Source organism: Streptomyces sp. NBC_00271 (assembly GCF_036178845.1).
Classification (GTDB): domain Bacteria; phylum Actinomycetota; class Actinomycetes; order Streptomycetales; family Streptomycetaceae; genus Streptomyces.
The window spans coordinates 7,303,461-7,328,892 of the sequence record NZ_CP108070.1 but is presented as its reverse complement, the minus strand read 5'-3'; the positions used below and the strand labels follow the sequence as shown (position 1 = coordinate 7,328,892).

22 protein-coding genes are annotated in these 25,432 nt (G+C 70.4%); 11 read left to right on the top strand and 11 right to left on the bottom strand.

The window, feature by feature from the left end; genetic code table 11:
* Window positions 1-55 precede the first annotated feature (55 nt).
* Both OG798_RS33430 and OG798_RS33425 read right to left on the bottom strand, forming a co-directional pair.
* Entirely contained in the window at window positions 56-1,309 is a 1,254-nt protein-coding gene (locus tag OG798_RS33430; protein WP_095852845.1) for a glycosyltransferase, read from the bottom strand.
* A 202-nt stretch (window positions 1,310-1,511) separates the two neighbouring features.
* Complete coding sequence (locus OG798_RS33425; protein WP_121415151.1) at window positions 1,512-3,542, bottom strand: thioredoxin domain-containing protein; 2,031 nt, start codon at window positions 3,540-3,542, stop codon at window positions 1,512-1,514.
* 136 nt (window positions 3,543-3,678) lie between these two features.
* On the opposite strand from OG798_RS33425, the gene OG798_RS33420 reads away from it, so the two are divergent.
* From OG798_RS33420 to OG798_RS33410, 3 genes are read left to right on the top strand one after another with little or no spacing between them, the layout of a single operon-like run.
* Complete coding sequence (locus OG798_RS33420; protein ID WP_328758138.1) at window positions 3,679-6,879, top strand: NB-ARC domain-containing protein; 3,201 nt, start codon at window positions 3,679-3,681, stop codon at window positions 6,877-6,879.
* A 35-nt stretch (window positions 6,880-6,914) separates the two neighbouring features.
* Window positions 6,915-8,654, top strand: coding sequence for a tetratricopeptide repeat protein (locus OG798_RS33415; RefSeq protein ID WP_328758137.1), 1,740 nt, complete (start codon window positions 6,915-6,917; stop codon window positions 8,652-8,654).
* A gap of 5 nt (window positions 8,655-8,659) precedes the next feature.
* Window positions 8,660-9,970, top strand: a complete 1,311-nt coding sequence (locus tag OG798_RS33410; RefSeq protein ID WP_328758136.1) for a hypothetical protein — start codon at window positions 8,660-8,662, stop codon at window positions 9,968-9,970.
* 111 nt (window positions 9,971-10,081) lie between these two features.
* Here OG798_RS33410 and OG798_RS33405 read toward each other — a convergent pair whose 3' ends face one another.
* Window positions 10,082-10,348, bottom strand: a complete 267-nt coding sequence (locus OG798_RS33405; protein WP_095852850.1) for a hypothetical protein — start codon at window positions 10,346-10,348, stop codon at window positions 10,082-10,084.
* Window position 10,349: 1 nt separating this feature from the next.
* The gene (gene mca / locus OG798_RS33400) at window positions 10,350-11,210 is read right to left on the bottom strand and encodes a mycothiol conjugate amidase Mca (RefSeq protein WP_067369239.1); all 861 of its coding nucleotides are present in this window, start codon (window positions 11,208-11,210) and stop codon (window positions 10,350-10,352) included.
* A 159-nt stretch (window positions 11,211-11,369) separates the two neighbouring features.
* On the opposite strand from mca, the gene OG798_RS33395 reads away from it, so the two are divergent.
* A complete protein-coding gene (locus OG798_RS33395; RefSeq protein ID WP_095852852.1) occupies window positions 11,370-11,771 on the top strand; it encodes a DUF4307 domain-containing protein in 402 nt (133 codons plus the stop codon).
* A 209-nt stretch (window positions 11,772-11,980) separates the two neighbouring features.
* Window positions 11,981-12,478 (top strand): transcription elongation factor GreA, encoded by a 498-nt coding sequence (gene greA, locus OG798_RS33390; protein ID WP_054234773.1) that lies wholly within the window; start codon window positions 11,981-11,983, stop codon window positions 12,476-12,478.
* Between the two features lie 105 nt (window positions 12,479-12,583).
* Here greA and OG798_RS33385 read toward each other — a convergent pair whose 3' ends face one another.
* From OG798_RS33385 to OG798_RS33375, 3 genes are all read right to left on the bottom strand, one after another.
* Window positions 12,584-13,714 carry a catalase family protein gene (locus OG798_RS33385; RefSeq protein WP_328758135.1) on the bottom strand — a complete coding sequence of 377 codons (1,131 nt, stop codon included), beginning with the start codon at window positions 13,712-13,714 and terminating at the stop codon, window positions 12,584-12,586.
* A 54-nt stretch (window positions 13,715-13,768) separates the two neighbouring features.
* Window positions 13,769-15,121: a Dyp-type peroxidase gene (locus OG798_RS33380; protein ID WP_267062699.1), complete on the bottom strand. Its 1,353-nt coding sequence runs from the start codon at window positions 15,119-15,121 to the stop codon at window positions 13,769-13,771.
* Window positions 15,122-15,252: 131 nt separating this feature from the next.
* On the bottom strand, window positions 15,253-15,840 hold the full coding sequence (locus tag OG798_RS33375; RefSeq protein WP_267062698.1) for a hypothetical protein: 588 nt from the start codon (window positions 15,838-15,840) through the stop codon (window positions 15,253-15,255).
* Window positions 15,841-16,123: 283 nt separating this feature from the next.
* Here OG798_RS33375 and OG798_RS33370 point away from each other — a divergent pair, with 283 nt between their 5' ends.
* Window positions 16,124-16,801, top strand: coding sequence for a GAP family protein (locus tag OG798_RS33370; protein WP_095852856.1), 678 nt, complete (start codon window positions 16,124-16,126; stop codon window positions 16,799-16,801).
* Between the two features lie 129 nt (window positions 16,802-16,930).
* Window positions 16,931-17,584, top strand: a complete 654-nt coding sequence (locus OG798_RS33365) for a class I SAM-dependent methyltransferase (protein WP_328758134.1) — start codon at window positions 16,931-16,933, stop codon at window positions 17,582-17,584.
* Window positions 17,585-17,874: 290 nt separating this feature from the next.
* Here the strand turns inward: OG798_RS33365 and OG798_RS33360 are convergent, their stop codons facing one another.
* The 3 genes from OG798_RS33360 to ilvA form a co-directional block, all read right to left on the bottom strand.
* The gene (locus OG798_RS33360) at window positions 17,875-18,732 is read right to left on the bottom strand and encodes an ABC transporter permease (RefSeq protein ID WP_095852858.1); all 858 of its coding nucleotides are present in this window, start codon (window positions 18,730-18,732) and stop codon (window positions 17,875-17,877) included.
* A complete protein-coding gene (locus OG798_RS33355; RefSeq protein ID WP_095852859.1) occupies window positions 18,729-19,811 on the bottom strand; it encodes an ATP-binding cassette domain-containing protein in 1,083 nt (360 codons plus the stop codon). The genes OG798_RS33360 and OG798_RS33355 overlap by 4 nt, the downstream gene beginning before the upstream one ends.
* A gap of 206 nt (window positions 19,812-20,017) precedes the next feature.
* The gene (ilvA, locus tag OG798_RS33350) at window positions 20,018-21,247 is read right to left on the bottom strand and encodes a threonine ammonia-lyase (RefSeq protein ID WP_095852860.1); all 1,230 of its coding nucleotides are present in this window, start codon (window positions 21,245-21,247) and stop codon (window positions 20,018-20,020) included.
* Between the two features lie 165 nt (window positions 21,248-21,412).
* Here ilvA and OG798_RS33345 point away from each other — a divergent pair, with 165 nt between their 5' ends.
* From OG798_RS33345 to OG798_RS33335, 3 genes are all read left to right on the top strand, one after another.
* Window positions 21,413-21,916 carry a MarR family winged helix-turn-helix transcriptional regulator gene (locus tag OG798_RS33345; protein WP_095852861.1) on the top strand — a complete coding sequence of 168 codons (504 nt, stop codon included), beginning with the start codon at window positions 21,413-21,415 and terminating at the stop codon, window positions 21,914-21,916.
* Window positions 21,917-22,152: 236 nt separating this feature from the next.
* Complete coding sequence (locus OG798_RS33340; protein ID WP_183127193.1) at window positions 22,153-22,671, top strand: sigma factor-like helix-turn-helix DNA-binding protein; 519 nt, start codon at window positions 22,153-22,155, stop codon at window positions 22,669-22,671.
* Between the two features lie 37 nt (window positions 22,672-22,708).
* A complete protein-coding gene (locus tag OG798_RS33335) occupies window positions 22,709-22,957 on the top strand; it encodes a hypothetical protein (RefSeq protein WP_121418328.1) in 249 nt (82 codons plus the stop codon).
* A 22-nt stretch (window positions 22,958-22,979) separates the two neighbouring features.
* Here OG798_RS33335 and OG798_RS33330 read toward each other — a convergent pair whose 3' ends face one another.
* The gene (locus tag OG798_RS33330; protein ID WP_095852862.1) at window positions 22,980-24,134 is read right to left on the bottom strand and encodes a cystathionine gamma-synthase; all 1,155 of its coding nucleotides are present in this window, start codon (window positions 24,132-24,134) and stop codon (window positions 22,980-22,982) included.
* A 143-nt stretch (window positions 24,135-24,277) separates the two neighbouring features.
* On the opposite strand from OG798_RS33330, the gene OG798_RS33325 reads away from it, so the two are divergent.
* Window positions 24,278-25,396 (top strand): hypothetical protein, encoded by a 1,119-nt coding sequence (locus OG798_RS33325; protein WP_121415162.1) that lies wholly within the window; start codon window positions 24,278-24,280, stop codon window positions 25,394-25,396.
* The last annotated feature ends 36 nt before the right edge of the window (window positions 25,397-25,432 follow it).

The window sequence follows — 25,432 nt, the reverse complement described above, 5'->3', positions numbered from 1 at the left end:
GTACGGAACCAAGGCCTGCCCGCCGGCGGGGACGCCCGGCGGGTGGCCTCAGGTCCTAGTGGGTCGCTTCGGCCTCGGTGAGGTGCGCGCCGACATGACTGGTCAACTCCCAGTCGTTGCGGCCCCTTTGCTCACGCCATACGGCACGGACGGCCGCGCCGGCGAGGAGCACCTGATAGAAGGGGCCACCGACCACGAGCTTCAGGTAGTGGACGAACCGGACGCGCAGCCCGTACTGCTTGCCGAAGTCGTGCAGTCCGACGAGCTCGAAGACGAAGGTGACCAGGGCGGTCACGGCCGGCAGGAAGGTGATGAAGGCGATCCCGACGGGCACGTCGAGAAAGAGCGCGATGGCCACGTTGAGCGGGATGACCACCCCGGAGACGGCCTGCAGATACGGCGTCATCAGCGTGTAGCGGGCGAGCAACCGCTGCCCGAAGCCGGGCAGTTGCTTCCAGTCCTTCTTGCGGTAGACCTGCAGGAAGCCCTGGTTCCATCGGGTGCGCTGCTTCATCAGCGACACCAGGCTGCCCGGGGTCTCCTCCCGGGTCACCATGTCGGAGTCGTAGGCGACGACGACCTTCTTGCCGACGCTGGAGAGCCGTACCCCCAGGTCGCAGTCCTCGGCGAGGCACTCGGGGTCCCAGCCGTCCGCTTCCCGCAGTACGTCCGTCCGTACGAAGACGGTGTTGCCGCCGAGCGGGATGAAACCTTTTTGCGCATGCAGGTGCAGCCGCGAGCGGAACCAGAAGAAGTACTCCAGGCAGTTGCGCAGGCTGTACCAGTTGGAGTGGAAGTTGATGAGCTGGACCCCGCCCTGGACGACGTCCGCACCCGTCGTGCGGAACGCGTGGTCGACATGGGCGAGCAGCTCCGGGTGGACCTGGTCCTCGGCGTCGAAGACCCCGACGACGTCGCCGCGGCAGTGCGGCAGCGCCGTGTTCATGGCCTTCGGCTTGTTCTTCTTCTCGTGGTGGTCGACGACGACCCGCACCCGCTCGTCGCGGGCCGCGGCCTGCCGGGCGACCTCGGTGGTCTCCGGATCGTCGTGCCCGACGATGACGATGATCTCGAAGTCGGTGTGGCTCGATTCCAGCAGTCGCTGGATGGTGTGGTCGAGCACGGCCTGTTCGTGGCGGGCCGGCAGCAGCAGCGAGAACGCCAGCCGGTCATCGCCGTCCGGTCTGCTGAACCGGGTGGACGCGAGCACCTCGGGCGTGCGCCACGCGTGCATCTGCCACCAGAGAGTGAACGCCGCCATCCAGAACAAGGCCAGTGAAATGGCAGCAATAAAGACAGACGTAAGCAACAGATCCCCCCAGATCCCAAAACCCCCATTCGCGACGATGTGTCACATCCGCCGCGTCACGATGCAAAGACTATGGGCGATCTGTGAAGTGCACAGGCTGATCTGGTGAAGAGCGTGTTTCATCACAGTCCGATCGCTTGTTGAACGATTCGAACACCGGTCGCGTTTCAGCCAGTTGACGGACGGTCTGATGATCTGCGTTTCAGCTGCTCAGAGCCGTGCGAAGCCGTTCGGGATCGGTCGTCGGAGCGTCACAAGTGAAGTTACGGCAGACATACGCGGCGGGTTCGCCCTGCACGAGGGGGCGGTCGGCAAGGAGCGGCAGCTCGTCACTCTCCGGAGTGCCCACGGCGACCACGGCGCCCGGCGCGGTGCCGAGCAGCGCCGACCGATGCAGGGCTTTTGTCAGGGGATGCCCCTCCGGCCCCACGACCGCGACCTCACGCGGCCCGTCGAGCAGCGCCTCCGCCACCGCGAGCCCCCAGCCGATGAAACGGGGGGCGCGCGGCCCGAGCGCCTTCACGACGCCCAACGCCCTTTCGGCGGCGGTCCGATGGGGCTCGGCGCCGGTCTGGGCGGCATAGCTCAGCAGGGCACCGGCCGCCGCGCTCCAGCCGGAGGGCGTGGCGTTGTCGGTGGGGTCCTGGGGGCGGCGGATGAGCCGCTCGGCGTCGGCCGCGGTGTCGTACAGCGCGCCGGACTCGGGATCGGTGAACTGCATGATCACCTGATCGAGCAGGAACCCGGCGAATTCCAGCCACACCCCTTCCCCGGTGACGGAGGCCAGCGCGAGGAACCCCTCGGCGACGTCCGCGTAGTCCTCCAACACTCCCGCGTTGGCCCCGGCCCGCCCGTCCTTGCTGGTACGGGACAGTCGCGCCCGGTCGTCCATGTGCACCCGTACGAGGAGATCCGCGGCGGCGATCGCGGCGTCCACGAGGTCGGGGCGGTCGAAGTAGGCGCCGGTCTCCGCGAGGGCGGCGACGGCGAGCCCGTTCCAGGCGGCGACGATCTTGTCGTCGCGTCCGGGAGCGGGTCGCTCGGCCCGCGCGGCGAGCAGCCGACGCCGCATGTCGGCCACCTTCTCCGCGTCGAACAACTCGTCCTGCTGCGGCAGTTGCAGCACGGAGGAGCCCTCTTCGAAGGTCCCCTCCTCCGTCACCCCGAAGTACCGGGCGGCGAGTTCGCCGTCCTCCGCGCCGAGAACCTCGCGGAGCTGCCGCGGGGTCCACACGTAGTACGCACCCTCGACGTGCTTGCCCGTGCCGTCGTCGCTGTCGGCGTCGAGCGCGGAGGCGAACCCGCCTTCGTTCGTGCGGAGTTCGCCCACCATGAAGTCGGCGGTCTCCAGGGCGACGCGACGGGCGAGCTCGGAGCCGGTGGTGCGCCAGAGATGCGCATAGACCCTGCACAAAAGTGCATTATCGTACAACATCTTCTCGAAATGGGGCACAATCCACTCGCGATCCACGGAGTACCGCGCGAACCCCCCACCCAACTGGTCGTAGATCCCGCCCCGCGCCATCCGCTCACAGGTGTCCTGCGCCATCTGGAGCGCGCCCTCGGAACCGGTCCGCGCGTGGTGCCGCAGCAGGAACTCGATCACCATGGACGGCGGGAACTTGGGCGCGCCCCCGAAGCCGCCGCGCGAGGCGTCGTACTCCCGGGTGAGCCCGAGCAGCGCCCCGGCCAGGTCCTCCTCGCCGGGCACCTCGCCGCTCCCGAAACGCATCTCCCGCTCGGCGAGATCCCGCACGATCTTCCCCGCGACCTCGGCGACCTCGCCCCGGCGATCGGTCCAGGCCGTGTGCACCCCCTCCAGCACCTGCCGGAACGACGGCATCCCGTGCCGGGGCGCGGGCGGAAAGTACGTCCCGAAATAGAAGGGCTCCGCATCCGGCGTGAGAAACACGGTCATGGGCCACCCGCCCTGCCCCGTGGCCGCCTGCACGGCCTCCATGTAGACGGCGTCGACGTCGGGCCGCTCCTCACGGTCGACCTTGACGCTGACGAAGTGCTCGTTGAGGTAGGCGGCGGTCGCCTCGTCCTCGAAGGACTCGTGCGCCATGACATGACACCAGTGACAGCTGCTGTACCCGACGCTGAGCAGCACGGGCACACCCCGCTTGCGCGCCTCCTCGAAGGCCTCGGCCGACCAGGGCCACCAGTCGACGGGGTTGTCGGCGTGCTGAAGCAGGTAGGGGGACGTCTCGTGGGCCAGTCGGTTCGGCATGGGTCCATCCTGCCGCAGTCACCGGTCCCTGACGCGTCGGGCACAGCAGCCCATTGATCGCGTCGCACCCTCGCGCTCACGCCCCCCACCAAGGACACTTGAACGTAAAGGAGTTGCCGCCGGAGGGGGACGTGACATGCGGGAAGGCCATCGGGCGGAGGCCGAGCGGCTGTTGACCCGGGCCGTGGAGGAAGAGGTACGGCGCTCGGGCGGGCGGAGCGACGGGGCCGTGTTGCTGTCACGGGCCCGGCCCGCGCTCGACACCATGGCGGAGGCCGCCGCCGAGGAGTACGGGGCGTACACCCGGGCGCTGGACGAGGCGGAGGCCGGCCGGCTGACGTTCGGACAGCGGTACGCCCGGGAGGGCGCCGGAACTCCTCTGCTGGTGGCGGTGGTTGCCGCCGTCGCGGCCTGCGCGGCCGACCTGGCGCTGGGCACGGGCGCCGCAGCGGCCGTCGGCGCGGGGGCGACCGTCGCCGTGGTGGGCGCGGCGACCACCGTGCTCAAGGTGACGGCCTCGCACGTACCGGCCGCGAGCCGCCGGGCGGGGGCCCTGGGCCAGCCGGGCGGCCCCGAGCAGTTGCGGCTCCAGTGGCTGACGGCGCTGGAGGTACGGGGCATCCGGCCCTTCCTCGATCAGCAGCGGGTGCTCAACGCCTCCGCGGGAGCCAAGCAGGGTGCGCCCCAGCTGCGGCGCACGGACAAGAGTGCCGCCGCGCGCAGACGCAACGTACTGGAGCAGTCGTTCGGTCAGCTTCCCGAGCCGGCCGGCCCGTTCACGGGGCGCCGGACCGAGCTGAACCGGGTGGCGCAGTGGGTGCACGCGGCCCGCGCCAGCACCGAGACGAAGCCGACCGTCGTCGTCCTGCACGGCGCCCCCGGCTCGGGCCGCAGCACCCTCGCGATCCGGGCGGCGCACAGCCTGAAGGACCAGTTCCGCGGCGCGTGCGTGGTGGACCTGCGCGGCGACAGCACCGAGGAGCCGCCCCGCACCACCCGCGACGCCATGCTCCACCTCCTCAACCGGCTCGGCGCACCCCGCGAGCAGCTCCTCTTCCGTGAGAGTTCCTCGCAGGACCAGCAGGTCAGACGCCTCGGCGAGCTGTACCACCAGCATCTGACGGGCCTGCCGGTCACGATCGTCCTCGACGACGCGAGCGACGCCGAGCAGGTCCGCGCCCTGGTCCCCGAGCGCTCGGACAGCCTGGTCCTGGTCACGGCCCGCAAACCGCTCGACCTGCCCGCCGACCTCCCCGCCTGGGTGCACCAGCTCTCGGTCGACGCCCTGGACGCGGCGGCCGCCGAGGAACTGCTGAACGCGGCGGCGCAGGAGAAGCCGGACCCGTACGACGCCGAAGCCTCCGACCGGGTGCGGGAGCTGTGCGGCAGCCTCCCCCTCGCCCTGCGCGTCGCGGGTTCCTCCCTCGGCCCGCGCACCCCGCGTCAACTGGCCTCCGACCTCGGCGCGTACGGCCCCGTGGAGCCGGTCGAGCGGGTGCTGTGGCTGCGCTACACCGACCAGACCGACACCGCGAGGCGCCTGCTGCGCCGGCTGGCGCTGGCCGGGCGGGCCTCGCTCGGCGCCGCGGCCGCTGCCTCCCTGCTGGCGACGGACGAACAGGAGGCCACCCGCCACCTCACCGCGCTCGCGCAGGCGGGCCTCATCGACCACGTCCGCGGCAGCCGCTACCGGCTGCACGACCTCGTCCGGGGCTTCGCCCAGGCACGGCTGCTCGACGAGGAGGAGCCGTCCGAGCGGACGGCGGCCCAGGAGCGCCTGATCGTGAACTACGCGGAGCTGGCCGACTCGGTGATCCGCCTGGTCGACGGCAAGACGTCGACCAGGGCGGATCAGTTCGGGCCGCACGGCTTCACCTCCCTCGACGCGGCCCTGCGCTGGCTGGACGACGAGTCGAGCTTCATCACGGCCGCCCTGCGCCACGCGGAAGGCGTGAACCAGGCGGCCGTACTGAACCTCCTCGGCGCCCTGTGCGACTACTGCCTGCTGCGCGGCGACCTCTACCGCCTGGGCGAGATCAGCGAGTTGACGCAGGCCGTCGACCAGGGCCTGCTGGTGCGCTCGGTGCAGTGGCGCACCGGTATCGCGGCCCGCCAGCTCGGCGAGCTGGACAAGGCCCACACCACCCTGTCGTCCGTGGTGAACCTCTACTTCGAGGCGCACCACAACGCGGGCGCGGCCCGGGCCCTGGGCTCCCTCGGCATCACCCTCCACCACCAGGGCAACCTCACCGAGGCGGCCGCCAAGCTCCAGGAGGCCATGGACCTGCAGGCCTCCCCCGAGCTGGCGACGGACCGCGCGTGGACGATGCACGCGCTGGCCGCCGTGGAGCGCGACCGGGGCCATCTCGCCCTCGCCCTGAACCTGCTCACCGAGGCCCTGGTCCTGCACCGCGCGGGCGAGTCCGTGCACGGCGAGGCGTGGGCCCACTTCCAGCTCGGCCAGCTGGGCCTGCGGATGGGCGACGTTCCGCGCGCGGAACGGGAGTTGCGTGACGCCCTCGACCTGTACGGCCGTACGCGCGACGCCCGCGGCGAGGCTTGGGCCCTGACCCAGCTGGCCCGCGCCCGCCTCGTCGACGGCGACCCGTCCACCGCGGCCGAGGACCTGCGCCAGGCGGCCTCCCGGCACCGGGAGAACGAGGACGCGCGCGGCGAGGCATGGACGATCTACTACCTGGGCCAGTCCCTGGAGGAGACCGGCAACCTGGACCAGGCGGTCCGTGAACTGGAACGCTCCCGCACGATGTTCTCGCGGATGCGGGACGTGTACGGGCTCGCGTGCGCCCGCCACCACTCGGCGCGCGTCACTCGCGACCAACGGGCCGCCCAGACCGGCTCCCTGCGCAACTCGGGCTTCGCCCGCCAGCTCCTGGTGGACGCGCGCGCCGACTTCCAGCGCATCGGCGTGGCCCACGGCGAGGCGTGGACCTGCCTGGAGCTGGCGGTGGTCGACGCCGGAAACGCCCGTACGCCGGTGGCCCTCGCCCTGTGCGACGAGGCGGCCGGCCTGTTCGCCTCGTACGGGGACCGGCGCGGCGAGGACTGGGCCAGGTTCCTGAGGTGCACCCTTCTGCCGTACGGCTCTCCGGGCGGCCTCGAAGTGGGCAGCGCCGTCGCCCAGGAGGAACTGGCGCAGCTCTCCCGCACCGGCCACCCGCTCCGCGACGGAAAGCTCGACGACTACGTGGAGGCCTACCAACTCTTGCTGGAACGGGGGGTCGACCTGGACACGGGATGGCAGGCTTGGCGCCTGGGAATGGTGCCGAACCGGCACGCCCGGGAGGTCATGGGGGTGGCGGTGACCGCGGCGCACTAGTTCGGTGGGGATGTTCGGGTACGAGGGGGACTTCGGTGTCGTTCGTCGGGCGCACACGCGACCTTGCCGCGGCGCGGCGGGAGTTGGAGACCAGACAGCTCCTGGTGGTGAGCGGCGCGCCCGACTCGGACCGGTCCGCGTTTCTCGACGCGGTGGCACGAGAGGCCGCGGACGAGGCGGGACTTCCGGTGTACCGCTTTCGGGTGGCTGACGCCGGGGAGCGGTCGGGGGAGGCCGGGCGGACGTCGGGCGAGGCGGCGGACACGGTCGTCGAGGCCTGCCGGAGCGTGTTGGCCGTAGATCCCTGCGTCGTGGTGGTGGACGGAGTCCCCGCGGGGACGGCGGACGGGTCCCTTCTCGCCGAGCTGATCAGCGCCTTCGCCGGGTCGCAGTCCTTCCTCCTGGTGGGCTCGACGGACGCGCGGGAGGACGCCGCCGCCCTCTCCTCCGACCGGTGCGCCGACGGCTGGGCGCTGCTCGCCCGGGCCGCCGTCCACTGCGACCGGGGTGATCCGCGCGCGGCCGGACCGCTGCTGAGGCGGGCCGTGGAGGCTCACCAGGTCGCGGGCGACCGGCGCGGCGAGGCGTGGGCGGTCTTCCTGTACGGGCGGATGTGCCGATTACGCGGCCGGCCCGAGGACGCGCGAAGGCTGCTGCAGGCCGCGCGGGAGACGTTCCGGGCGGTCGGTGAGGCACCGGGCGAGGCGTGGGCGGCCGTCGAACTCGCGCGGCTGGCCACACGGTCGGGCTCCCCGGACCCGGACGCCCTCGCCGAGGCGCGTCGGCTGCACGAGCGCGCGGGTGACCGGCGCGGCGCCGCGTGGGCGCACCTGTGGTGGACCGTGGCACGGGCGGACGAGCCCGGCTTTCCCTGGCAGGAGGAGTTCGCGAGCGTCCAGGGCCGCTTCCATGAGGTCTCCGACCGGCTCGGGACGGCATGGACACTGCACCACCACGCGCTGACCCTGGCCCGTACGGACGGGACGGACAGGACGGACAGGACCGACGAGCGCCGGCGCGAGGCTGACCGGCTGTTCGAGGGGGCCTTGGCGCTCTTCGAAGAGGCGGACTGCCCGCACGGGCGGGCCTGGACCATGCTCGAGTACGCGCTCCGCTCCCCCGCCCACCGCTTCCTGAACGGCGAGTGGGCGGCCGAGATCCGCCATGTGTTCCATGGGATCGGCGACGAGGCGGGCGAGGCCTGGGTGGACCTCGCCGAAGCCGGACCGTCCCCGGGCGGCGAGCCGCCGTACGAACTGGCCTGCCGCTACCCCACCGCCCTGCTGGACACGCTCGGGTGGACCGACGCCGGCGAACCGGTGATCCCGCGCGCCGCCCGCGACACCCAGCCCGAACCGCGTCCCGGCTTCCCACGCCCCGGTGACCGCGACCGGCCCGACGACTCCCGGGCCCACGTCCGGCTGACCCTGCTCGACGACGCACCCGTCCCGGACGTGCCCGCCCGTATCGCCCTCGAAGTCGTACCCGGGCCCGGGCACCCGTGGTCCACCGCTCCGCTCCCCCCGCTCACGGCCCGCGCGACCTCCCTCGGCCACGCGGAGATCCACCCCGCACACGGCGTCCCCACCGACGGGGCGGAGTTCCGCTTCACCCCGCACCGCCCCGGCTCGCACCGGCTGCGTTTCACCGTCGAGGACCCCGCCACCGGGACCGTCCTCCAGCAGGTCGAGGCCGAGATCGACGTCGTCCCCTCCGATCCGGGGCCGCGCCGGCCCACCGCGCCCGCGCCCCGCCCGTCCGCGCGGAGGGCCTGAGCCCGATGGCCCGCGAACTTCTCAGCCAGGTCGTCCAGGACCCCAGCCGCGGCTTCACCCGCCGCCCGGCCGCCACCGTGCGTCACCCGGACCTGGTCCTCGCCCTCGACGCCCACGCCGACGACCACATCCGGGCCCGGATGCACGGCCCGGCCGCGCCCCCGTCCGCGACCGAGCACGCGCTGAGGCTGAACGTGAAGCCGGCCGCCGTCACCGCCGCCGCAGCGCATCTGCGGGCGCTGTGGAAACGGGAGCTGGTCGACTTCCAGCCCGTCGACGCGCACGGGATCCCGGTCGGGGGCCGCCCCCACTTCCCGTACGCCACCTGCCCGGATCTCACCGCCGAACCCCGGCAGGAACTGCACGGGATCCTCGACGAGCTCGCCCGCCAGGGCTCCCACCTGCTGTACGGGGAGCTGCTCGGCGACGGCGGCCGGGGCACCCGGCGCTTCGGCGAGATCCTGACCGACGCGCTGAGCCGCGAGGAGCCGTTGCGCATCCGCGTCGACTCCAACCTGTTCCTGCCCTGGCCGATGCTCGCGCTGCCCGAGGACACCGCGCACGGGCCCGGCGGCCCCGGCGGCGACGCCTTCCGCCGTTTCCTCGGCTACCGGCACCAGATCGAGCAGACCGGCGGTCACCACCCGCGCTTCCCGGTCCCCGCCGACGACGAGCACGACGCCCCGCCGCCGCCCTTGTCACCGGTGGTGAGCCTGAATCACGACAAGGGCCTCGACCCGCAGGGCGTCACCCGGGCCGCCGAGGTCGAAAGCGCCCTCGCCACCGGCACCGTCCGCGTCGAACGCGCCCTGCGCGACGAACTGCTGCGCGCCCTGCGCTGCGGCGGGCTCGACGAGCAGCTGATGTACTTCTGGTGCCACGGGCACTTCAGACCCGTCGCCGACGACAGCGCCCCGCTGTTCGTCCTTCGGCTGAGCGACGGCAAGGACATCGACGTCCCCGCGGTCCTCGCCGAGCGCGGCCCCGCCGACCCCCCGCTCGCGCAGCGCCCCTTGGTGTTCCTCAACGCCGGTTACGCCGGGCTGCCCGCCACCGCCGAGCCGGCCCGCCTGGGCGGCGCGCTCATCGAGGCGGGCGCGGGCGGGGTGCTGGGGCCGCAGATCGAGATGCCGCAGCTGTTCGCCGCCGAGTACGCCCACGCGTACGTCACCCGCTATCTCGGCGGCCGGGAGACCGCGGGCGAGATCGTCCACGGGCTCGCCCGGCACTTCGCCGACGCGTGGAGCAACCCGCTCGGCCTCGCGTACGCCCTGCAGTGCGGCATGGACAACAGGCTGGAGCGGGCCACGGTATGACCGCGCCGACGGCCGCCCCCGCGTACGGACGGACCCCTTCGTACGAGAGGACGGTGCCGAGGGTGAGGGTGCGCACTCCGGCCACCCGTGGCCGGAGTCCGCACACCAGGCTCAGCCCTTCGCGGGCGAGGCCTTCCCGCCGGGACCGGCACCGGAGCCGCTCCCCTTGCCGGAGGCCGCGGCGCCCTTCCCGGGCTTCTCCGGGTCTTCCTCGAAGGTGACCTTCCCCATGTGCCGGTTCATGGACTTCATCAGGCCCCACACCGCCAGGGCCAACGCCGCGAAGACGATGAAACCGAGGACGCCGGGGGTGACCTTGTTCTCGTCGACCTCCTTGGCGAGGGGAACGAGGTGCGTCAGTGCCAGGCTTGCGCTCATATCAGGCATTGTCGCGGATGCCCGCGAAGAGGTCGTCCTCGGGGAGGGAAGTGTCGACCAGAGAGGTGGCGAGCTCGTACTCCTCGGTCGGCCAGACCTCCTTCTGGATCTCCATCGGGACCTTGAACCAGCCGCCGTCGGGGTCGATCTGCGTGGCGTGCGCGATCAGCGCCTTGTCACGGATCTCGAAGAAGTCCGCGCACGGCACGTGCGTGGTCAGCGTGCGCTCGGTGCGCTCGAACTCGCTCCACCGCTTCAGCCAGTCCCCGTACGGCGACTCCAGACCGCGCTCAAGGAGGGCGCTGTGCAATGCCTCGGTCCTCGGGCGGTTGAAGCCCTGGTTGTAGTAGAGCTTCTGCGGCTGGAACGCCGGGCCGTACTCGGATTCCGGGTACTTCTCGGTGTCCGTCGCCCCCTCGAACGCCACCATCGAGATCTTGTGGGTCATGATGTGGTCGGGGTGCGGATAACCACCGTTCTCGTCGTACGTGGTGATCACCTGCGGACGGAACGAGCGGATCTGCCTGACCAGCTCTCCGGCCGCCTTGTCCACGTCCTCGAGCGCGAAGCAGCCCTCGGGGAGCGGCGGCAGCGGGTCACCCTCCGGAAGGCCGGAGTCCACGAATCCGAGCCACTCCTGCTTGATGCCGAGGATCTCGCGGGCCTCGTCCATCTCCTTCTTGCGTACCTCGTGGATGTGCTCCTCGATGTACTGGTCGCCCTGGAGCTTCGGGTTGAGGATGGAGCCGCGCTCCCCGCCCGTGCAGGTCACGACCAGCACGTCCACCCCCTCGGACACGTACTTCGCCATGGTGGCCGCGCCCTTGCTCGACTCGTCGTCGGGGTGGGCGTGCACGGCCATCAGTCGCAGCTGGTCAGTCAAGACTCGATCCTCAGTAAGTCGGCCGGTGAGGCCAGTCGGCAAGTCGGCGCCCGGCGTGTTTCGGCGTCATGGGCGGCTTCTATAGTGACGGAATCGGGGGACGAATAATTCCGGGACCCCGTCCCCGAGAGGACGATCATGAGCACGGCGAGCACACAGCTGCCCGAGGGCCGGTACGGCCGCTCCGAGGACGAGCGCGCGGACCGGAAACTCAAGGTCATCGGCAGTGTGCTGGGCGTGGCCCTGCTCGCCCTGATGGGCTGGTTCGCGTACTACTATGTCTTCTCGAACAAGATCAGCGGTGAGGTGATCACCTTCAAGGCCGTCTCGGACAACGCGGTCGAGGTGCACCTGGAAGTGCGCAAGGACGCGAACGCCCACGGCTACTGCACGCTGCGCTCGCAGGCCGACGACGGCAGCGAGGTGGGGCGCGCGGACTTCCGTTTCGACCAGGACTCCTCCCGTATCGACAAGGTCGTCACGCTCCGTACCACCTCCCGCGGCGGCACGGCGGAGCTGCTCGGCTGCCACGCCGACTGACACCACCCGCTGCACCCCCCTGCACCGCTCGCCGCCTCCGGCATCGCCCGTGGCACCTACGCGCTGACCTGCGTTGACGTAATTCTGATGTCTTATGTCCTCCCCCTTCTGCCCGGGAATTGTTAGGCTCGTGGTTTCGCCCACCCGTGAAAGCACATTCTTCTGGGTAGGGCGATGCTTTGTATTCCCAGTACCTACGAGGAGCACCTGTGACCCAGACCAGCGAGAACGTCACCTGGCTGACCCAGGAGGCGTACAACCAGCTCAGGGCCGAGCTGGACTACCTGTCTGGTCCTGCGCGCACGGAGATCGCCGCCAAGATCGCGGCCGCGCGCGAGGAGGGCGACCTGCGCGAGAACGGCGGGTACCACGCGGCCAAGGAAGAGCAGGGCAAGCAGGAGCTCCGTGTGCGCCAGCTGACCCAGCTCCTGGAGAACGCCAAGGTGGGCGAGGCCCCCGCGGCGGACGGCATGGTCGCCCCCGGCATGGTCGTCACCATCGCCTTCGACGGCGACGAGGACGACACGCTGGACTTCCTGCTCGCCTCGCGCGAGTACGCCAGCGCCGACATCGAGACCTACTCGCCCCAGTCCCCCCTGGGCTCCGGCGTGAACGGCAAGAAGATCGGCGAGGACGCCCAGTACGAGCTGCCCAACGGCAAGCTCGCCTCGGTGAAGATCCTCAAGGCCGAGCCCTACAAGGGCTGAGCCGGGACCGACCACCGCATACCACCATGACGATGCCCCCGGCCGCGCCGGGGGCATCGTCACGCCCGGGTCTTTTCGTCCGCCTCACCGCCGTCACCGTCGGCTTCATCGGACCGGGCCGAGTACCTCGTCGGCGCTGCGGGGCTCGGTGCGCGGCTGCTGGTTGAGCTTGTGGCGCTCGATGGAGGATCGCCGGTAAACCTCCTTGCGGGCCCGCATGATGTTGCCCAGGGGGGCGTGCTCGGCGGTGACCCGCCAGGGCGTGAAGGACAGTGAGTCCATCTTCTCCAGGTTTTCCGGGCCGGAGATGTCCTGCTGCGGCAGCCGCAGTCTGGCCACGGTGACGGACGGCGAGAGCTGCTCGGGCCACTCCACGGTGGTGTCCTCCACCGGCATGCGCTCCAGGTCGGTGCAGAGCTGTACCTGGATGTCGAAGGCGTAGGGCCGCTCCTGCAGCTCGGCTTGCAGGGCCGGCCGGAAGACCTCCTGCGCGGAGGCCGGGTCGATGGTGCGCCGGACCACCGCGGCGGCGTAGGACGGGTCGGGGGTGATGCGCACCTTGGCGATGTGCTCCCCGTGCCGGACCGCGCCCATCGTCCAGTAGCTCGACAGCAGCACGTTCGCCGGAGGGGTCTTCGACAGCCGCAGCAAGGCCAGGAACTCGTCCCACGCCCAGTTGTCCTGGTCCAGCGTTCCCTTGCCGGTCACGAACTCGGTGAAGAAGCGATGCGCGCCGGGTCGGCCCTGGGAGAAGTAGGCCGGCGCGTTCAGGAACAGTTCCTGGATGAACAGGTAGTGCTCGACCGTGTTGCAGAAGAAGATCGGTCCGTTGATGTTGGCGTAGTCGAAGGTGCCCGAGTCCGGTTCGTCCTCCAGCAGGGTCGGGCCGGGGATGTCGAAGATCTTCAGCGCCAGTCCGATGGCGGCGCCCAGTCGCGCGTCGGCTCCGGCGTGGGGCGAGCCGTTGGAGAAGCGGATGAGCGCATCGTGGGTTCCCGGAGTCGCGTAGATTCCCTGGGCGTACTCGGGCGCGAGCCCGTCCAGGATCTCCACTTCCCCCCGGACCAGCCCGTAGCCCTTGGCGTGGGCGTCGCGCAGGGCGCGTCCGGTGCCACCGGCCTCGACCGACTCGGCGATGTAGCTCTCGGTCTTCTCGATCACCGTCTGCAGGTTGCGGTCGAAGTCCGGGTCGTCGTCTTCGACGTCAGGCGTGTAGCGGACGAATTGTGCTGCCATGACTTCGACCTCTTCTTGAAGACCGTGTGGGGCCTCGGGGGGTGGGAATTGTCCTCAGTCCTCCAGCTCGGCGAGCCAGCGCAGGGCACGCAGACCCGGCACGAAGCAGTACTCACCGCCCCGGGTGACCACGAAGCTCGGCAGATTCCGCAGACGGCGCCGCACCGGCTTCTCCGGGATGGTGACACTGCCGGTTCCGCCGTGATGCCCGGCCACCGGGTCCTTCTCGCCGGGGTAGCCGATGAAGTTGCCGTCGTTGACCCACTCGGCCTTGATGAATTCAAACTGCCGTTCAAGGTGTGCTCCGAGGAAGACTCCGACCAGACCCCGGTCGGCGCCGTCGTCCTCCAGCACGCCCTCCGGCAGCGGCGGGCCGTAGGTGGTGCCGCGGCGGATGAGGCGGTGCATCCGTGCGTCGCCGATGATGGTGGAATCGCGGGGGTTGGTGCGCCGGATGTGCGCACCGGCGGGGCACCGGAAGCCGCGATCGTCGTTCTCCCGGTACAGGAAGTTGTTGTTGCGGTGCGGATCGGCCGCCAGCTCCGGGTCATCGTGCTCCGGCGTCAGCGTCAGCGGCGCCCCGCTGGGCCAGCGCCCGACCATCTTCGCCGCCAGGAGTGCCTCTTCCTCGGCGCTGGAGGTGTTCGCGCGCAGGTACTGCCGCCAGGCCGCCACGTTGGTGTGGATCTTCCGAACGGCCGCGTAGGTTCCGTTGCGCCCCAGCACATCGGGGCTGGGCATGGGCGGCAGGCTGCCGGTCTCGTCGGGGTAGCCGAGGATGAACTCGCCGGCCTTGATGGGCGCTTCCTGCGGGTTGGAGCCGGGCAGTCCGACGCCCTCGATGTTCGGATGGCTGATGCCGTCGCGGAATCCGAACGTGGTGCGCCCGGTCGGGAGCTGGTGGACCTCCTGCTGCCAGATCACCTGGACACCGGGCGTGTCCTCGTAGGCGACGCGAGCCCGCTCCAGCTCCCTGTCCAGCTGCGCCGCGTCGGAGGAGAGAGCGCTCAACGCGATATGGACATCGCCCGTTCCGAACGGTGCCTCCCAGTGGGCCGGGGCGCTCTCGCCCACGTCGCCGATCAACTCCGCCCGAGCGGCCATGCCCTCACGAAACGCCCGCGGAAAGCTGTCCAGCGACTCCTGGGGCACCCCCAGGGCCCTCAGTCCCTGGTAGGTGAACGCCAGGGCCACCCAGGCATCCTGGCTCCGGTCCACGTCGGGCAGACCGCCCGCGGTCACCGGGAGCAGCCGCCGCAGCAGGGCGCGCCCGGCGTGGCGGTCGTCGACCCGCAGGAAGACGAACTTTCCCTCGTACGGCACGGGCCGAGGACGCAGTGCCCCGCTCTGGACGTCGTCGATCTCCACGCCCATGCCGGCCGCGCTGCTGCTTGCCACCGTGTTCATGATCGCCTGTGCCTCCATAGCGGCCTGTGCGTGGGCAGACGTGCAGCGACCGACCCGCGCCCGACGCGGTCCACCGATGTTCGGTCGGCTCTGAGGGTTGGTCGTGTCCGAGGGTCGGTCGTGTCCGACTTCTAGGCCGCGGCTTCCTCCAGCAGCTTCTGGAAGGCCGGTGTGGCCAGCAACTCGGCGTTCGCCGGGTTGTCCAGCGCCGCCCGGAACTCAGCGGTGTCCAACACCGCCTCGAACGCCTCCTCCACGCGGTGGTCCTTGTAGATCTGCTGAACGGTCAGATCGGGATAGGCGCTGACGAAGACCCCCGCGGGCTCCTGGTGGGCGACGAACCAGTCCTTCACCCCTGGATCGGTGACGCCGGGGAACCCTTCGCTGTGCGAGAAGACCTTGTCGAAGCGGGCCCCGACCACCGTCTGGGCGAAGTCGTCGATGTACGTGTCCCAGGAGCCGTCGAAGACGCTGGCGAACATGAACCGGGTGTCGTTGTCGAAAATCACGTGCCGTGCGTCATGCAGGGTGCCGATCTGGCGCAGCGCCGCATGGACGCTCTCGTCAGCTGCCGCGTCGGCCATCGCGGCGAGATCCTCACGCAACGCATCGGCATGGCCCGGCTTGATCTTGGTGAAGACGGTGAACTCGTTACAGACCCCATCCGACCTTCCCGGGCGCTCGGGGTGAGCCTGGGTTGCACCTGTCGTCGCAGTCATCGTGAGTTTCTCCTGCCACGGATAGGTCCGAGGGTCGCCAGGCGCTCGGACATGAGGCGCCATCGCCCTCATGTCCCATCCTGGATCCACCCACACCGGCTCGCACCCCGGCCAACGCCGGGGTCCCCGCGTTCCGAGGAGCTCCCGAGGACAGATCCGGAACGGCGCAGGAAGATGGAACACGAAAGTCCCACAGCCGGCCGCCCAGGTAGTTGGGTCACCCACTCTCACCAAGCCTTGCTCGACTCGATCGCCGCCCTGACCCATCCACCAGGAGGTAATCATGGGCAAAGTTCTCGGTGACGTGCTGGGTCTTGCGGCCGGCGTCGCGATCAGCCCGCTCCCGATCATCGCCATCATCCTCATACTCGCCACGCCTCGGGGCCGTCTCAACGGCCCCCTCTTCACCCTCGGCTGGATCCTGGGGCTCTCGGCACTGGGCGCGGTGATGCTGGCCATCGCTTCCCCCGCGGGCGCCTCCTCCCACAATCAACCGGCCACCTGGGTGGGAGCCGTCAAGCTCGCTCTGGGCGTGCTCCTCGTCTTCTTCGGCGCCCGGCAATGGCACCGGCGACCGAAGGATGCCTCACAAGCCCAGCTGCCGAAGTGGATGGGCGCGATCGACCGCCTCACGCCGGTCAAGGTCTTCGGACTCGGACTGGCCTTGGCCGCGCTCAACGCCAAGAACGCCCCGCTGACCATCGCCGCGGCCGCCTCCATCGGCTCAGCCGGACTGCCGCTCGGGCAGGAGATCGCATCGCTGGCGATCTTCGTCCTGATCGCCACCCTCGGGCTGCTGGCCCCCCTGGGAATCTTCCTCCTCGGAGGAGAGCGAGCCAGAACCACGCTCGGCGACTGGAAAGACTGGGCAGCTCAGCACAATGTCGCCGTGATGGCAGTCCTGTTCTTCGTCATCGGGCTGAAACTGCTCGGAGACGGCATCTCCATCCTCACCTCCTGACACGCACCAACAACAGAGGCCCCGGCGACTGCCGGGGCCTCTGGTCAATCCTTACGTGCGGTGGACGTCGCGCAGGTCAACTCAAGGTGGGGCCACGGCCTGTCAGTTCCCCGTTCTAGGGTCGCCGGCATGGCTGAGCTCTCGTTCCTGACCGCCGTCCGCGAGTCGTACGACACGGTCGCCGCCGATTACCTCGAACGCGTCCCGCCTCCATCCGAGATGGACCCGCTGTCACGCGCGATGCTGGCGGGGTTTGCTGAACTCGTGCGGACGGCCGTTCTGGGGCCGGTCGCGGACCTGGGGTGCGGCCCCGGACGCGTGACGGCGCACCTGGCCGGGCTGGGGGTGTCCGCCTTCGGCGTCGATCTGTCGCCGAAGATGATCGGGCTGGCCCGGAACGCCTATCCGAACCTGCGGTTCACCGAGGGCTCGATGACCGCGCTGGAGATGAGGGACGACGACCTCGGCGGCATTCTGGCCTGGTACTCCACCCATCACACGCCCCCGCAGTGGCTGCCGGCGGTGTTCGCCGAGTTCCACCGCACGCTCGCGCCCGGCGGCTACCTGCTCTGGGGAGACTATGTCGGCAATGAGCGACTCCAGCCGACCCACGGCTATGGCCGTCCGGTGTCCTACGAGTCGTACCTTCTGCCCCTGGACCGCATGGTCGAGCTGCTGGACCAGGCCGGACTCGTCCTCACCGCGAGACTGGAGCAGGAGCCCGGCGGACGGGTGAACCGACCACACGCCTGCCTCCTGGCCCGCAAGCCCGAAAGGCCCTGACGGGGCTCGTTCCCGGGGTGAGGCAAGTTATCGCCAGCCCCTTAGGTGTGGCTCAGGCCCCGTCGGGCGCTGTGACTCAAGGCTGAGGCAGGCCCTGAGCCTTTCTCGTAGAAAGGGGACGCTGTTGGTCGATTCCGCCCCACCAGATGAGCTCCGCGGGGTGGAATTGACCAACAGCGTCCATGTCGTGGAGGGGCTTCGAGGTGGGTCGTCGTTCCTAGTCGGAGCCGCACCCAGGCCAACCGCAACCTAGCCGACTTTGGCGAAGGGGATCCGGGAAGGCCGAGCCATCAACTGGTCGCCCGGCGGTACTTGCGGACCGCGAGCGTGCGGAAGACGACGATGATCAGGATCGAGTAGATCAGCGACGCCCAGACGGGGTGCTGCATCGGCCAGGCATCAGACGGGGACAGACCCGGGTCGCCGAAGAGCTTGCGGCACGCCTGAACGGTCGCGCTGAACGGGTTCCACTCAGCGATGTGACGCAGCCACGGGGTCATCTTGCTGGAGTCCACGAACGCGTTCGAGATGAAGGTCACCGGGAACAGCCAGATCAGGCCGCCGGAGGTGGCCGCCTCCGGCGTGCGCACCGACAGGCCGATCAGCGCGCCGATCCACGTGAAGGCGTACCCCAGAAGAAGCAGCAGGCCGAAGCCGCCCACGATCTTCCCGAAGTTGGTCGGCTCCACGGAGCCGGGGCGCCAACCCACGAGCAACGCGACGATCGCGAGGACGAACAGCGTCAAGGCCGTCTGCACGAGATCCGCAACGGTACGCCCGGTCAGCACCGCGCCGCGCGCCATGGGCAGCGAGCGGAACCGGTCGATGAGCCCCTTGTGCATGTCGTCGGCGATGCCCGCACCGGAGCTGGCGGTGGCGAACGTGACGGTCTGCGCGAAGATGCCCGCCATCAGGAAGTTCTTGTAGACATCCAGATCGGCGCTGTTGCCGATCTGCATGGAACCGCCGAACACGTACGTGAACAGCACCACGAACATGATGGGCTGGATTAGCCCAAACAGAATCATTTCGGGAATCCGGGTCATCCGAATCAAGTTCCGGCGGGCGATGACCAGGGAGTCGCGCACGGACTGGACGACGGCGCCCTGGCGGGCCGTCGCGGGGGCGGCGTCTGTCACGGCACTCACTTCGTGGCCTCCGTCTGCGCGGTTTCCGTCTGCGCGGATTCGTTCTTCGCCGGGTCCTTCACGGGGTCCTTCTTCGCCGGGTCCTTCTTCGGCTTGCGGCCCCTCGCGTCCCCCGCCACCCCGTTCTCCTCGTCCTTCATCTCGGCGACATGTCCGGTCAGGGAGAGGAAGACGTCGTCGAGCGTGGGCCTGCGCAGCCCGATGTCGTCGATCTCGATGCCGCGGCCGTCCAGCTCGCGGATGACCTCCGCGAGGAGCTTCGCGCCGCCGGTGACGGGCACGGTGAGCTTGCGGGTGTGCTCCTCGACGGTCGTCTCGCCCTTGCCGAAGCCGCGGAGCACCTCCGAGGCAGTCGCTATGTGCTCACGCTCGTGCACGACGACCTCGACGCGCTCGCCGCCGGTCTGCGCCTTGAGCTGGTCGGCGGTACCGCGGGCGATCACTCGGCCGTGGTCGACCACACAGATGTCGTGCGCGAGGTGGTCGGCCTCTTCCAGGTACTGCGTGGTCAGCAGCAGGGTCGTACCGCCGGTGACCAGCTGCTTGATGACCTCCCACAGCTGCTGCCGGTTGCGCGGGTCGAGGCCGGTCGTCGGCTCGTCCATGAACATCACCGGCGGCGAGACGACCAGCGCGGCAGCCAGGTCGAGCCGGCGGCGCATACCGCCCGAGTACGTCTTCGCGGGGCGGTCGGCGGCCTCCGTCAGGTTGAACTGCTCGAGGAGCTCGGCCGCGCGGGCCTTCGCGGCCTTCGCCCTCATCTGGTAGAGCTGGCCGACCATCTGGAGGTTCTCGCGGCCGGTCAGGTACTCGTCGACGGCCGCGAACTGTCCGGAGAGGCCGACCCTGCGCCGTACCGCGTCGGGGTGCTTGAGCACGTCGACGCCCGCGACGACGGCCTTGCCGCTGTCGGGGCGCAGGAGGGTCGTCAGACAGCGGACGGCGGTCGTCTTGCCCGCGCCGTTCGGTCCCAGCAGGCCAAGGACGGTGCCTTCCGGGACATCGAGGTCGACGCCGTCCAGAGCCCTTACGTCACCGAAGGTCTTCACCAGGCCTTCGGCATAGATGGCGCCTGGCATGTGAGTTCTCCACGTCGTTGGGGAATTTTCACGGTAACTTCTTACCTTTGCCCGTCTCGTCCCGCCTCACAGGCCGCGACGGGCGCAGCGAGAGGCTGGAAGTGGACGGGCAGGACACACCGTAACGCGATGTATCGCGTTACTCAACAGATTTTTCCGAGGTTCGAGGACAGGGGCCCTGACCTCGGACGATGGATGTCAGTCGCTCAGTCGATGACCGTGTAGCCGGCCTCGCGCAGGGCGCGGCCGACCTCGGCGCAGTGCTCCGGACCCTTCGTCTCCAGGTGCAGCTCGACCTCCACCTCCGTGAGCCCGAGCCGGGGATCGGTCCGTACGTGGCTCACATCGAGGACGTTAGCGTCCGCCACTGACAACACCCCGAGAAGTGTGGCCAGAGCGCCGGGACGGTCCGTCAGCCGCAGCGTGACCGCGAGGTAGCGGCCGCTCGCGGCCATGCCGTGGCGCAGGATGCGCTGCATCAGCAGCGGGTCCACATTGCCGCCCGACAACAGCGCGACGACCGGGCCCTCGAAGGTCCCGGGCTCGCTCAGCAACGCCGCGACGGGGCTCGCGCCCGCCGGTTCGACGACCAGCTTGGCCCGCTCCAGACAGAGCAGCAGCGCGCTCGACAGATGGCTCTCCGACACCGTGCGGACCTCGTCCACCAGCTCCTCGACGATCCGGAACGGCACATCGCCGGGCCGTCCGACCTTGATGCCGTCGGCCATCGTCGCCGGGTTGTCGATCGACACCGGACGCCCTGCCGCCAGCGAGGGCGGATACGCCGCCGCGCCCGCCGCCTGCACGCCGATGATCCGCACATCGGGGCGCAGCGCCTTCACCGCGACCGCGATGCCCGCGGCCAGCCCCCCGCCGCCGATCCCGACGACGATCGTGCGCACCTCCGGGCACTGCTCCAGGATCTCCAGGCCGACCGTGCCCTGACCCGCGATGATGTCGGGGTGGTCGAAGGGGTGGATGAACACCGCGCCCGTCTCGGCCGCGTACTCCTGCGCGGCGGCCAGCGTCTCGTCGACCACCTGACCGTGCAGCCTCACCTCGGCGCCGTAGTCGCGGGTGGCCGCGACCTTCGGCAGCGGGGCGCCGGTCGGCATGAAGACCGTGGAGCGCACGCCGAGCAGCGAGGAGGCGAGGGCGACGCCCTGCGCGTGGTTGCCCGCGCTGGCCGCGACCACCCCCGCGGCGCGCTCCTCCGGAAGCAGCCCGGCGATGCGCACATACGCGCCACGCAGCTTGAACGAGCCGGTGCGCTGGAGGTTCTCGCACTTGAAGTGCACCGGGGCGCCCACCAGCTGGGACAGGTACCTGCTGCCCTCCATCGCGGTCGTCCGCGCCACGCCCGTGAGCATCTTCTGGGCGCCTCGTACGTCGTCCAGAGTCACCCTGGGCATGGAGTCGGCCGTGCTGTAGCTCATGACCACCAGTCTCCCAGTTCACACCCGAGGACTCCTGGTGTGACCACGGGCCGAGACCGGTTTTACTCAGCGTCGGTACGACCCGCGTCCGGGCCGCGTACCCTTTCCCCCAACCCAGCTCCCCACGCATGAATTGAGCCCCCGGCCATGCCCACAACACCAGAAATGTCGATGGACATGACGACCGTCGGTGACACCGGTCTCCTCGACACGCTTCAGCACGAGGTCGCGTTGTTCGCGCGCCGTGCCGAACAGACCCGGCTCGGCGGAGTGGGGCAGGTCCGCAACTCCATGGACCGCGCCGCATACCTGCTGCTCAACCGCCTCGACAAGGAAGGCCCGATGGGCGTCAAGGCGCTCGCCGCGAGCATGGGCATCGACTCCTCGACGGTCACCCGGCAGGTGGCCCCGCTGGTCGACACCGGTCTCGTCAAGCGGACCTCGCACCCCGAGGACGGACGCGCCGTGGTGCTCCAGCTGTCGCCGCGCGGGCAGTCCCGTCTCGACGAAGTGCGCTCCTCCAGGCGTCAGTTGATGGCCGAGCTGACCGATGACTGGGCGCCGGAGGAGCGCGAGGCCTTCTGCTCGCTCCTCACGCGCTTCAACAGCGCGCTCTCGTCCCGGATGGCCACGACGGGGGGCGCGGCGGGGGAGCAGCCGGCTTCCTGACCCTCTCGTCGGCTTCCTGACCGTCCCACCGCTTCCTGAGCCTTCACACGCGCGCGTGTGCGTACGGCTTCATCCGCGCGTGTCGTTTCGGCTTCACACGTGTGTGCCCCCGGGCTCTTGACCGCGGGGCCGCGTCTGGCCTCATATGAGACCGGGTCCTTGTCGCACACAGTGCGGCCCGTCGTACGCGGCCGGACCCTTGGTTCCGTCAGGGTCGTCCTCGGGCGGGAGGCGTGGTGCGAGAACGGCGCGCGTTCCAAAACGCCCGCCGGGCCCGGGAGTTCGAGGCGTTCGTCGCGGGCGCGGCAGGGCGGCTCCTGCATGCCGCCACACTGCTCACCGCGGAGCCCCCGAACGCCAACCCGCGCGCGCGGCGCCTGCTGACGCTGGCACTGGCCCACACGTACGCCTCCTGGGACCGGCTGCGCGGTGAGGACCCGTACGACCGGGCCCGCCAGCAGCTGGCCGTCCGCTTCGCGCGCGGGGCGTGGCACCAGTACGGGGCGCTGGGACGCTCCCGCCCGTCCCCCTCGGGCGCCGGCGCCGGTTCCGTCGCCGTCCTGGCCCGGTTGACGCCCCAGGAGCGGCTGGTCCTGGTCCTGAGGATGTACGAGGGGGTCGCCGAGGAACAGACGGCGGCCCTGCTCGGGCTCCCCGTGGAACGGGTCCGGGCGATCTGTGCCCGGGCGATGACGACACTGCTGCACCCGCCGCGCGGACCGGCACCGACCATGGCGAAGGTGGTGCCGTCATGAAGCGCGGTGGTGCGTTCGTGAGGTGGGTGGTGCGGTCGTGAACCTGCCCGAGCGCGAGGCGAACGTACGGCGGCTGCTGGAGCACAAGCAGCCCACCGTGCCGCCCGACCTGTACGCGGACGTCGTGCGCCGCGGGAACCGGATGCTGCGCCGCAGGACGCTGGCCCGGCGGGTGATGTGGCTGCTGCTGTTCGCCGCGACCGTCGCCTTCGTGGTGTGGGCGTCCATGGCCCGCCCCTGGGTGGAGCCGCCTTCGCAGACGACCCCACCGCTGACGGGCTGGTGACCCCGAGGGGCCGACGCTGGGCTTAGCCGAGAGCCTGCTGCAGGTCCTGGAGCAGGTCGTCGACGTTCTCGATGCCCACGGAGAGGCGGACGAGGTCGGCGGGGACCTCCAGGGCCGAGCCGGCGGCGGACGCGTGCGTCATGCGCCCGGGGTGCTCGATCAGGGACTCCACGCCGCCCAGGGACTCACCGAGGGTGAAGACCTTGGCGCGGTTGCAGACCTCGACGGCCGCTTCCTCGCCGCCCTCGACCTGGAAGGAGACCATGCCGCCGAACGCCTTCATCTGCTTGGCGGCGATCTCGTGACCGGGGTGCTCCGGGAGGCCCGGGTAGAGAACGCGGGTCACGCGGGCGTGCCGGGTGAGCATGTCGGCGATCTTGGTGGCGTTCTCGCTGTGCCGGTCCATGCGCACCGAGAGCGTCTTGGTGCCGCGCAGCACCAGCCAGGAGTCGAAGGGCCCGGCGACCGCGCCCATCGCGTTCTGGTGGTACGCCAGCTCCTCACCGAGCGCCTGGTCGCCGACGATCAGGGCGCCGCCGACGACGTCCGAGTGACCGCCCATGTACTTGGTCAGCGAGTGCACGACGACGTCCGCGCCGAGCGCGAGCGGCTGCTGCAGGTAGGGGGTGGCGAAGGTGTTGTCGACGACGAGCCGGGCGCCCGCCTCGCGCGCGATCTGCGCGACGACGGCGATGTCGGTGATGCCGAGAAGCGGGTTGGAGGGGGTCTCCACCCACACGACCTTGGTCTTCGGCGTGAGGGCGGCGCGTACGGCGGCCGGGTCGCTGGTGTCGGCCACGGACCACTCGACGCCCCACCGCGAGACGACCTTCGCGAAGAGGCGGAACGTGCCGCCGTACGCGTCGTTCGGGATGACCACGTGGTCGCCGGGGCTGAGCAGCGTACGCAACAGGCAGTCCTCGGCCGCCAGTCCGGACGCGAACGCGAGGCCGCGACGACCGCCCTCCAGGGCGGCGAGGTTCTCTTCCAGGGCGGTCCTGGTGGGGTTGGCGCTGCGGCTGTACTCGTAACCGCCGCGCAGCCCTCCGACGCCGTCCTGCTTGTAGGTCGAGACCTGGTAGATCGGCGGGACGACCGCGCCGGTGAGGGGATCGGCGGTGTTGCCCGCGTGGATCGCGAGGGTCTCGAAGTGCTGACTGATGTGCCTGTCGCTCATGGGTCCCGAGCGTAGTGCGCCCGCGGGCCTGATGGCGGCTCACGGCCCGTGCGGGGCGCCTCACGGCCTGCGATCCGGGTCGGTACCGGACCGGAACCGGACCGGGTTGGCCAATTGTCGGACCCGTCTGGTTCGCTTGAGGCATGGAGATTCTCTGGGTCCTGATGGCGCTGGCCATGTTCAGCCTGGTCCTGCTGCCGGTCCTCCGGCGCAGGCGCACCGGCATTCAGCTGGTCTCGCCCGGCGACCCGGACGCGGCGGACCCCGCGAACTACGGATTCCTGCGTCAGGAGGAGCTGGACATCCGTATGCCAGGACCGGACGGGGACCTCCTGGACGTCCTGGACCTGGTGCAGCGCACGCAGGAGTACCAAGCGGCCTCGCAGCTCCTGGCGGGCACGGAGATCTCGGGCGAGACGCGCTGGCAGCGGGTGCAGGCCTTCGCCGGCGCCGCGTCCCTGGAGCTGCAGCAGCGTCCGGGCGGGGTCAGCGAGACGCCGGGCGGGCAGTGGCTGCGGGTGTGGCGGGCCGAGAAGCCCAAGGACGCGGGCGGCGCGGCGGTGCATGCGGAGTTCCTGGTGCAGCAGGCGTGGCGGACGTCGACGCCGGGGACGGACGAGTTCCGGATCATCATGGAGGAGGCGAGGTCGGCCTGCGGCGAGGCGGCCCTGCTCTCCCCCGGTGACCCGATCCCGTACATCATCGAGCTGTCGGTGGCCCGCGGACTCGCCTACCCCCGGCCGGAGTTCGAGGCGCTCTGGCTGAAGATCCTGGACCGCGCGCCGGCCCACATGGGCGCGCATCTGGCGGCCCTGCACTATTGGTGCGAGAAGTGGCACGGCTCGCGCGAGGTGGCGTACTCCTTCGCGGAGGCCGCGGCGGCCCGCGCTCCTCAGGGCTCCCTGCTGGCCGCGATGCCCCTCTTCGCGGTCTTCGAGCACCTCCCCGAGGTGAACCTGGTCCGCAGCTTCTACCAGAGCGAGGTCGTCACCAAGGCGGTCCACGGCGCGCTCCACGCGGTGCACGCGGCCCGCCCCGACGACCCGATGCTGGCGCACGTGCGCCACCTCCTGGTGCTCTTCCTGGTCCGCGGCGAGCGCTGGGCGGAGGCCATGAACCAGCTGGTGCACGTGGACGGCCACGTCGGCGCCCTCCCCTGGACCCTCACACCCGACCCGGCGGCGGACTACGCGCTCTACCGCGCGCTGGCGGTGGCGGGCTACGAGGCGAACGGCGGAACGCCGGCGTCGCTGCCCCGCTGAGGGCGTACGAGCCCCGGAATCCCGACCGGGGCTCAC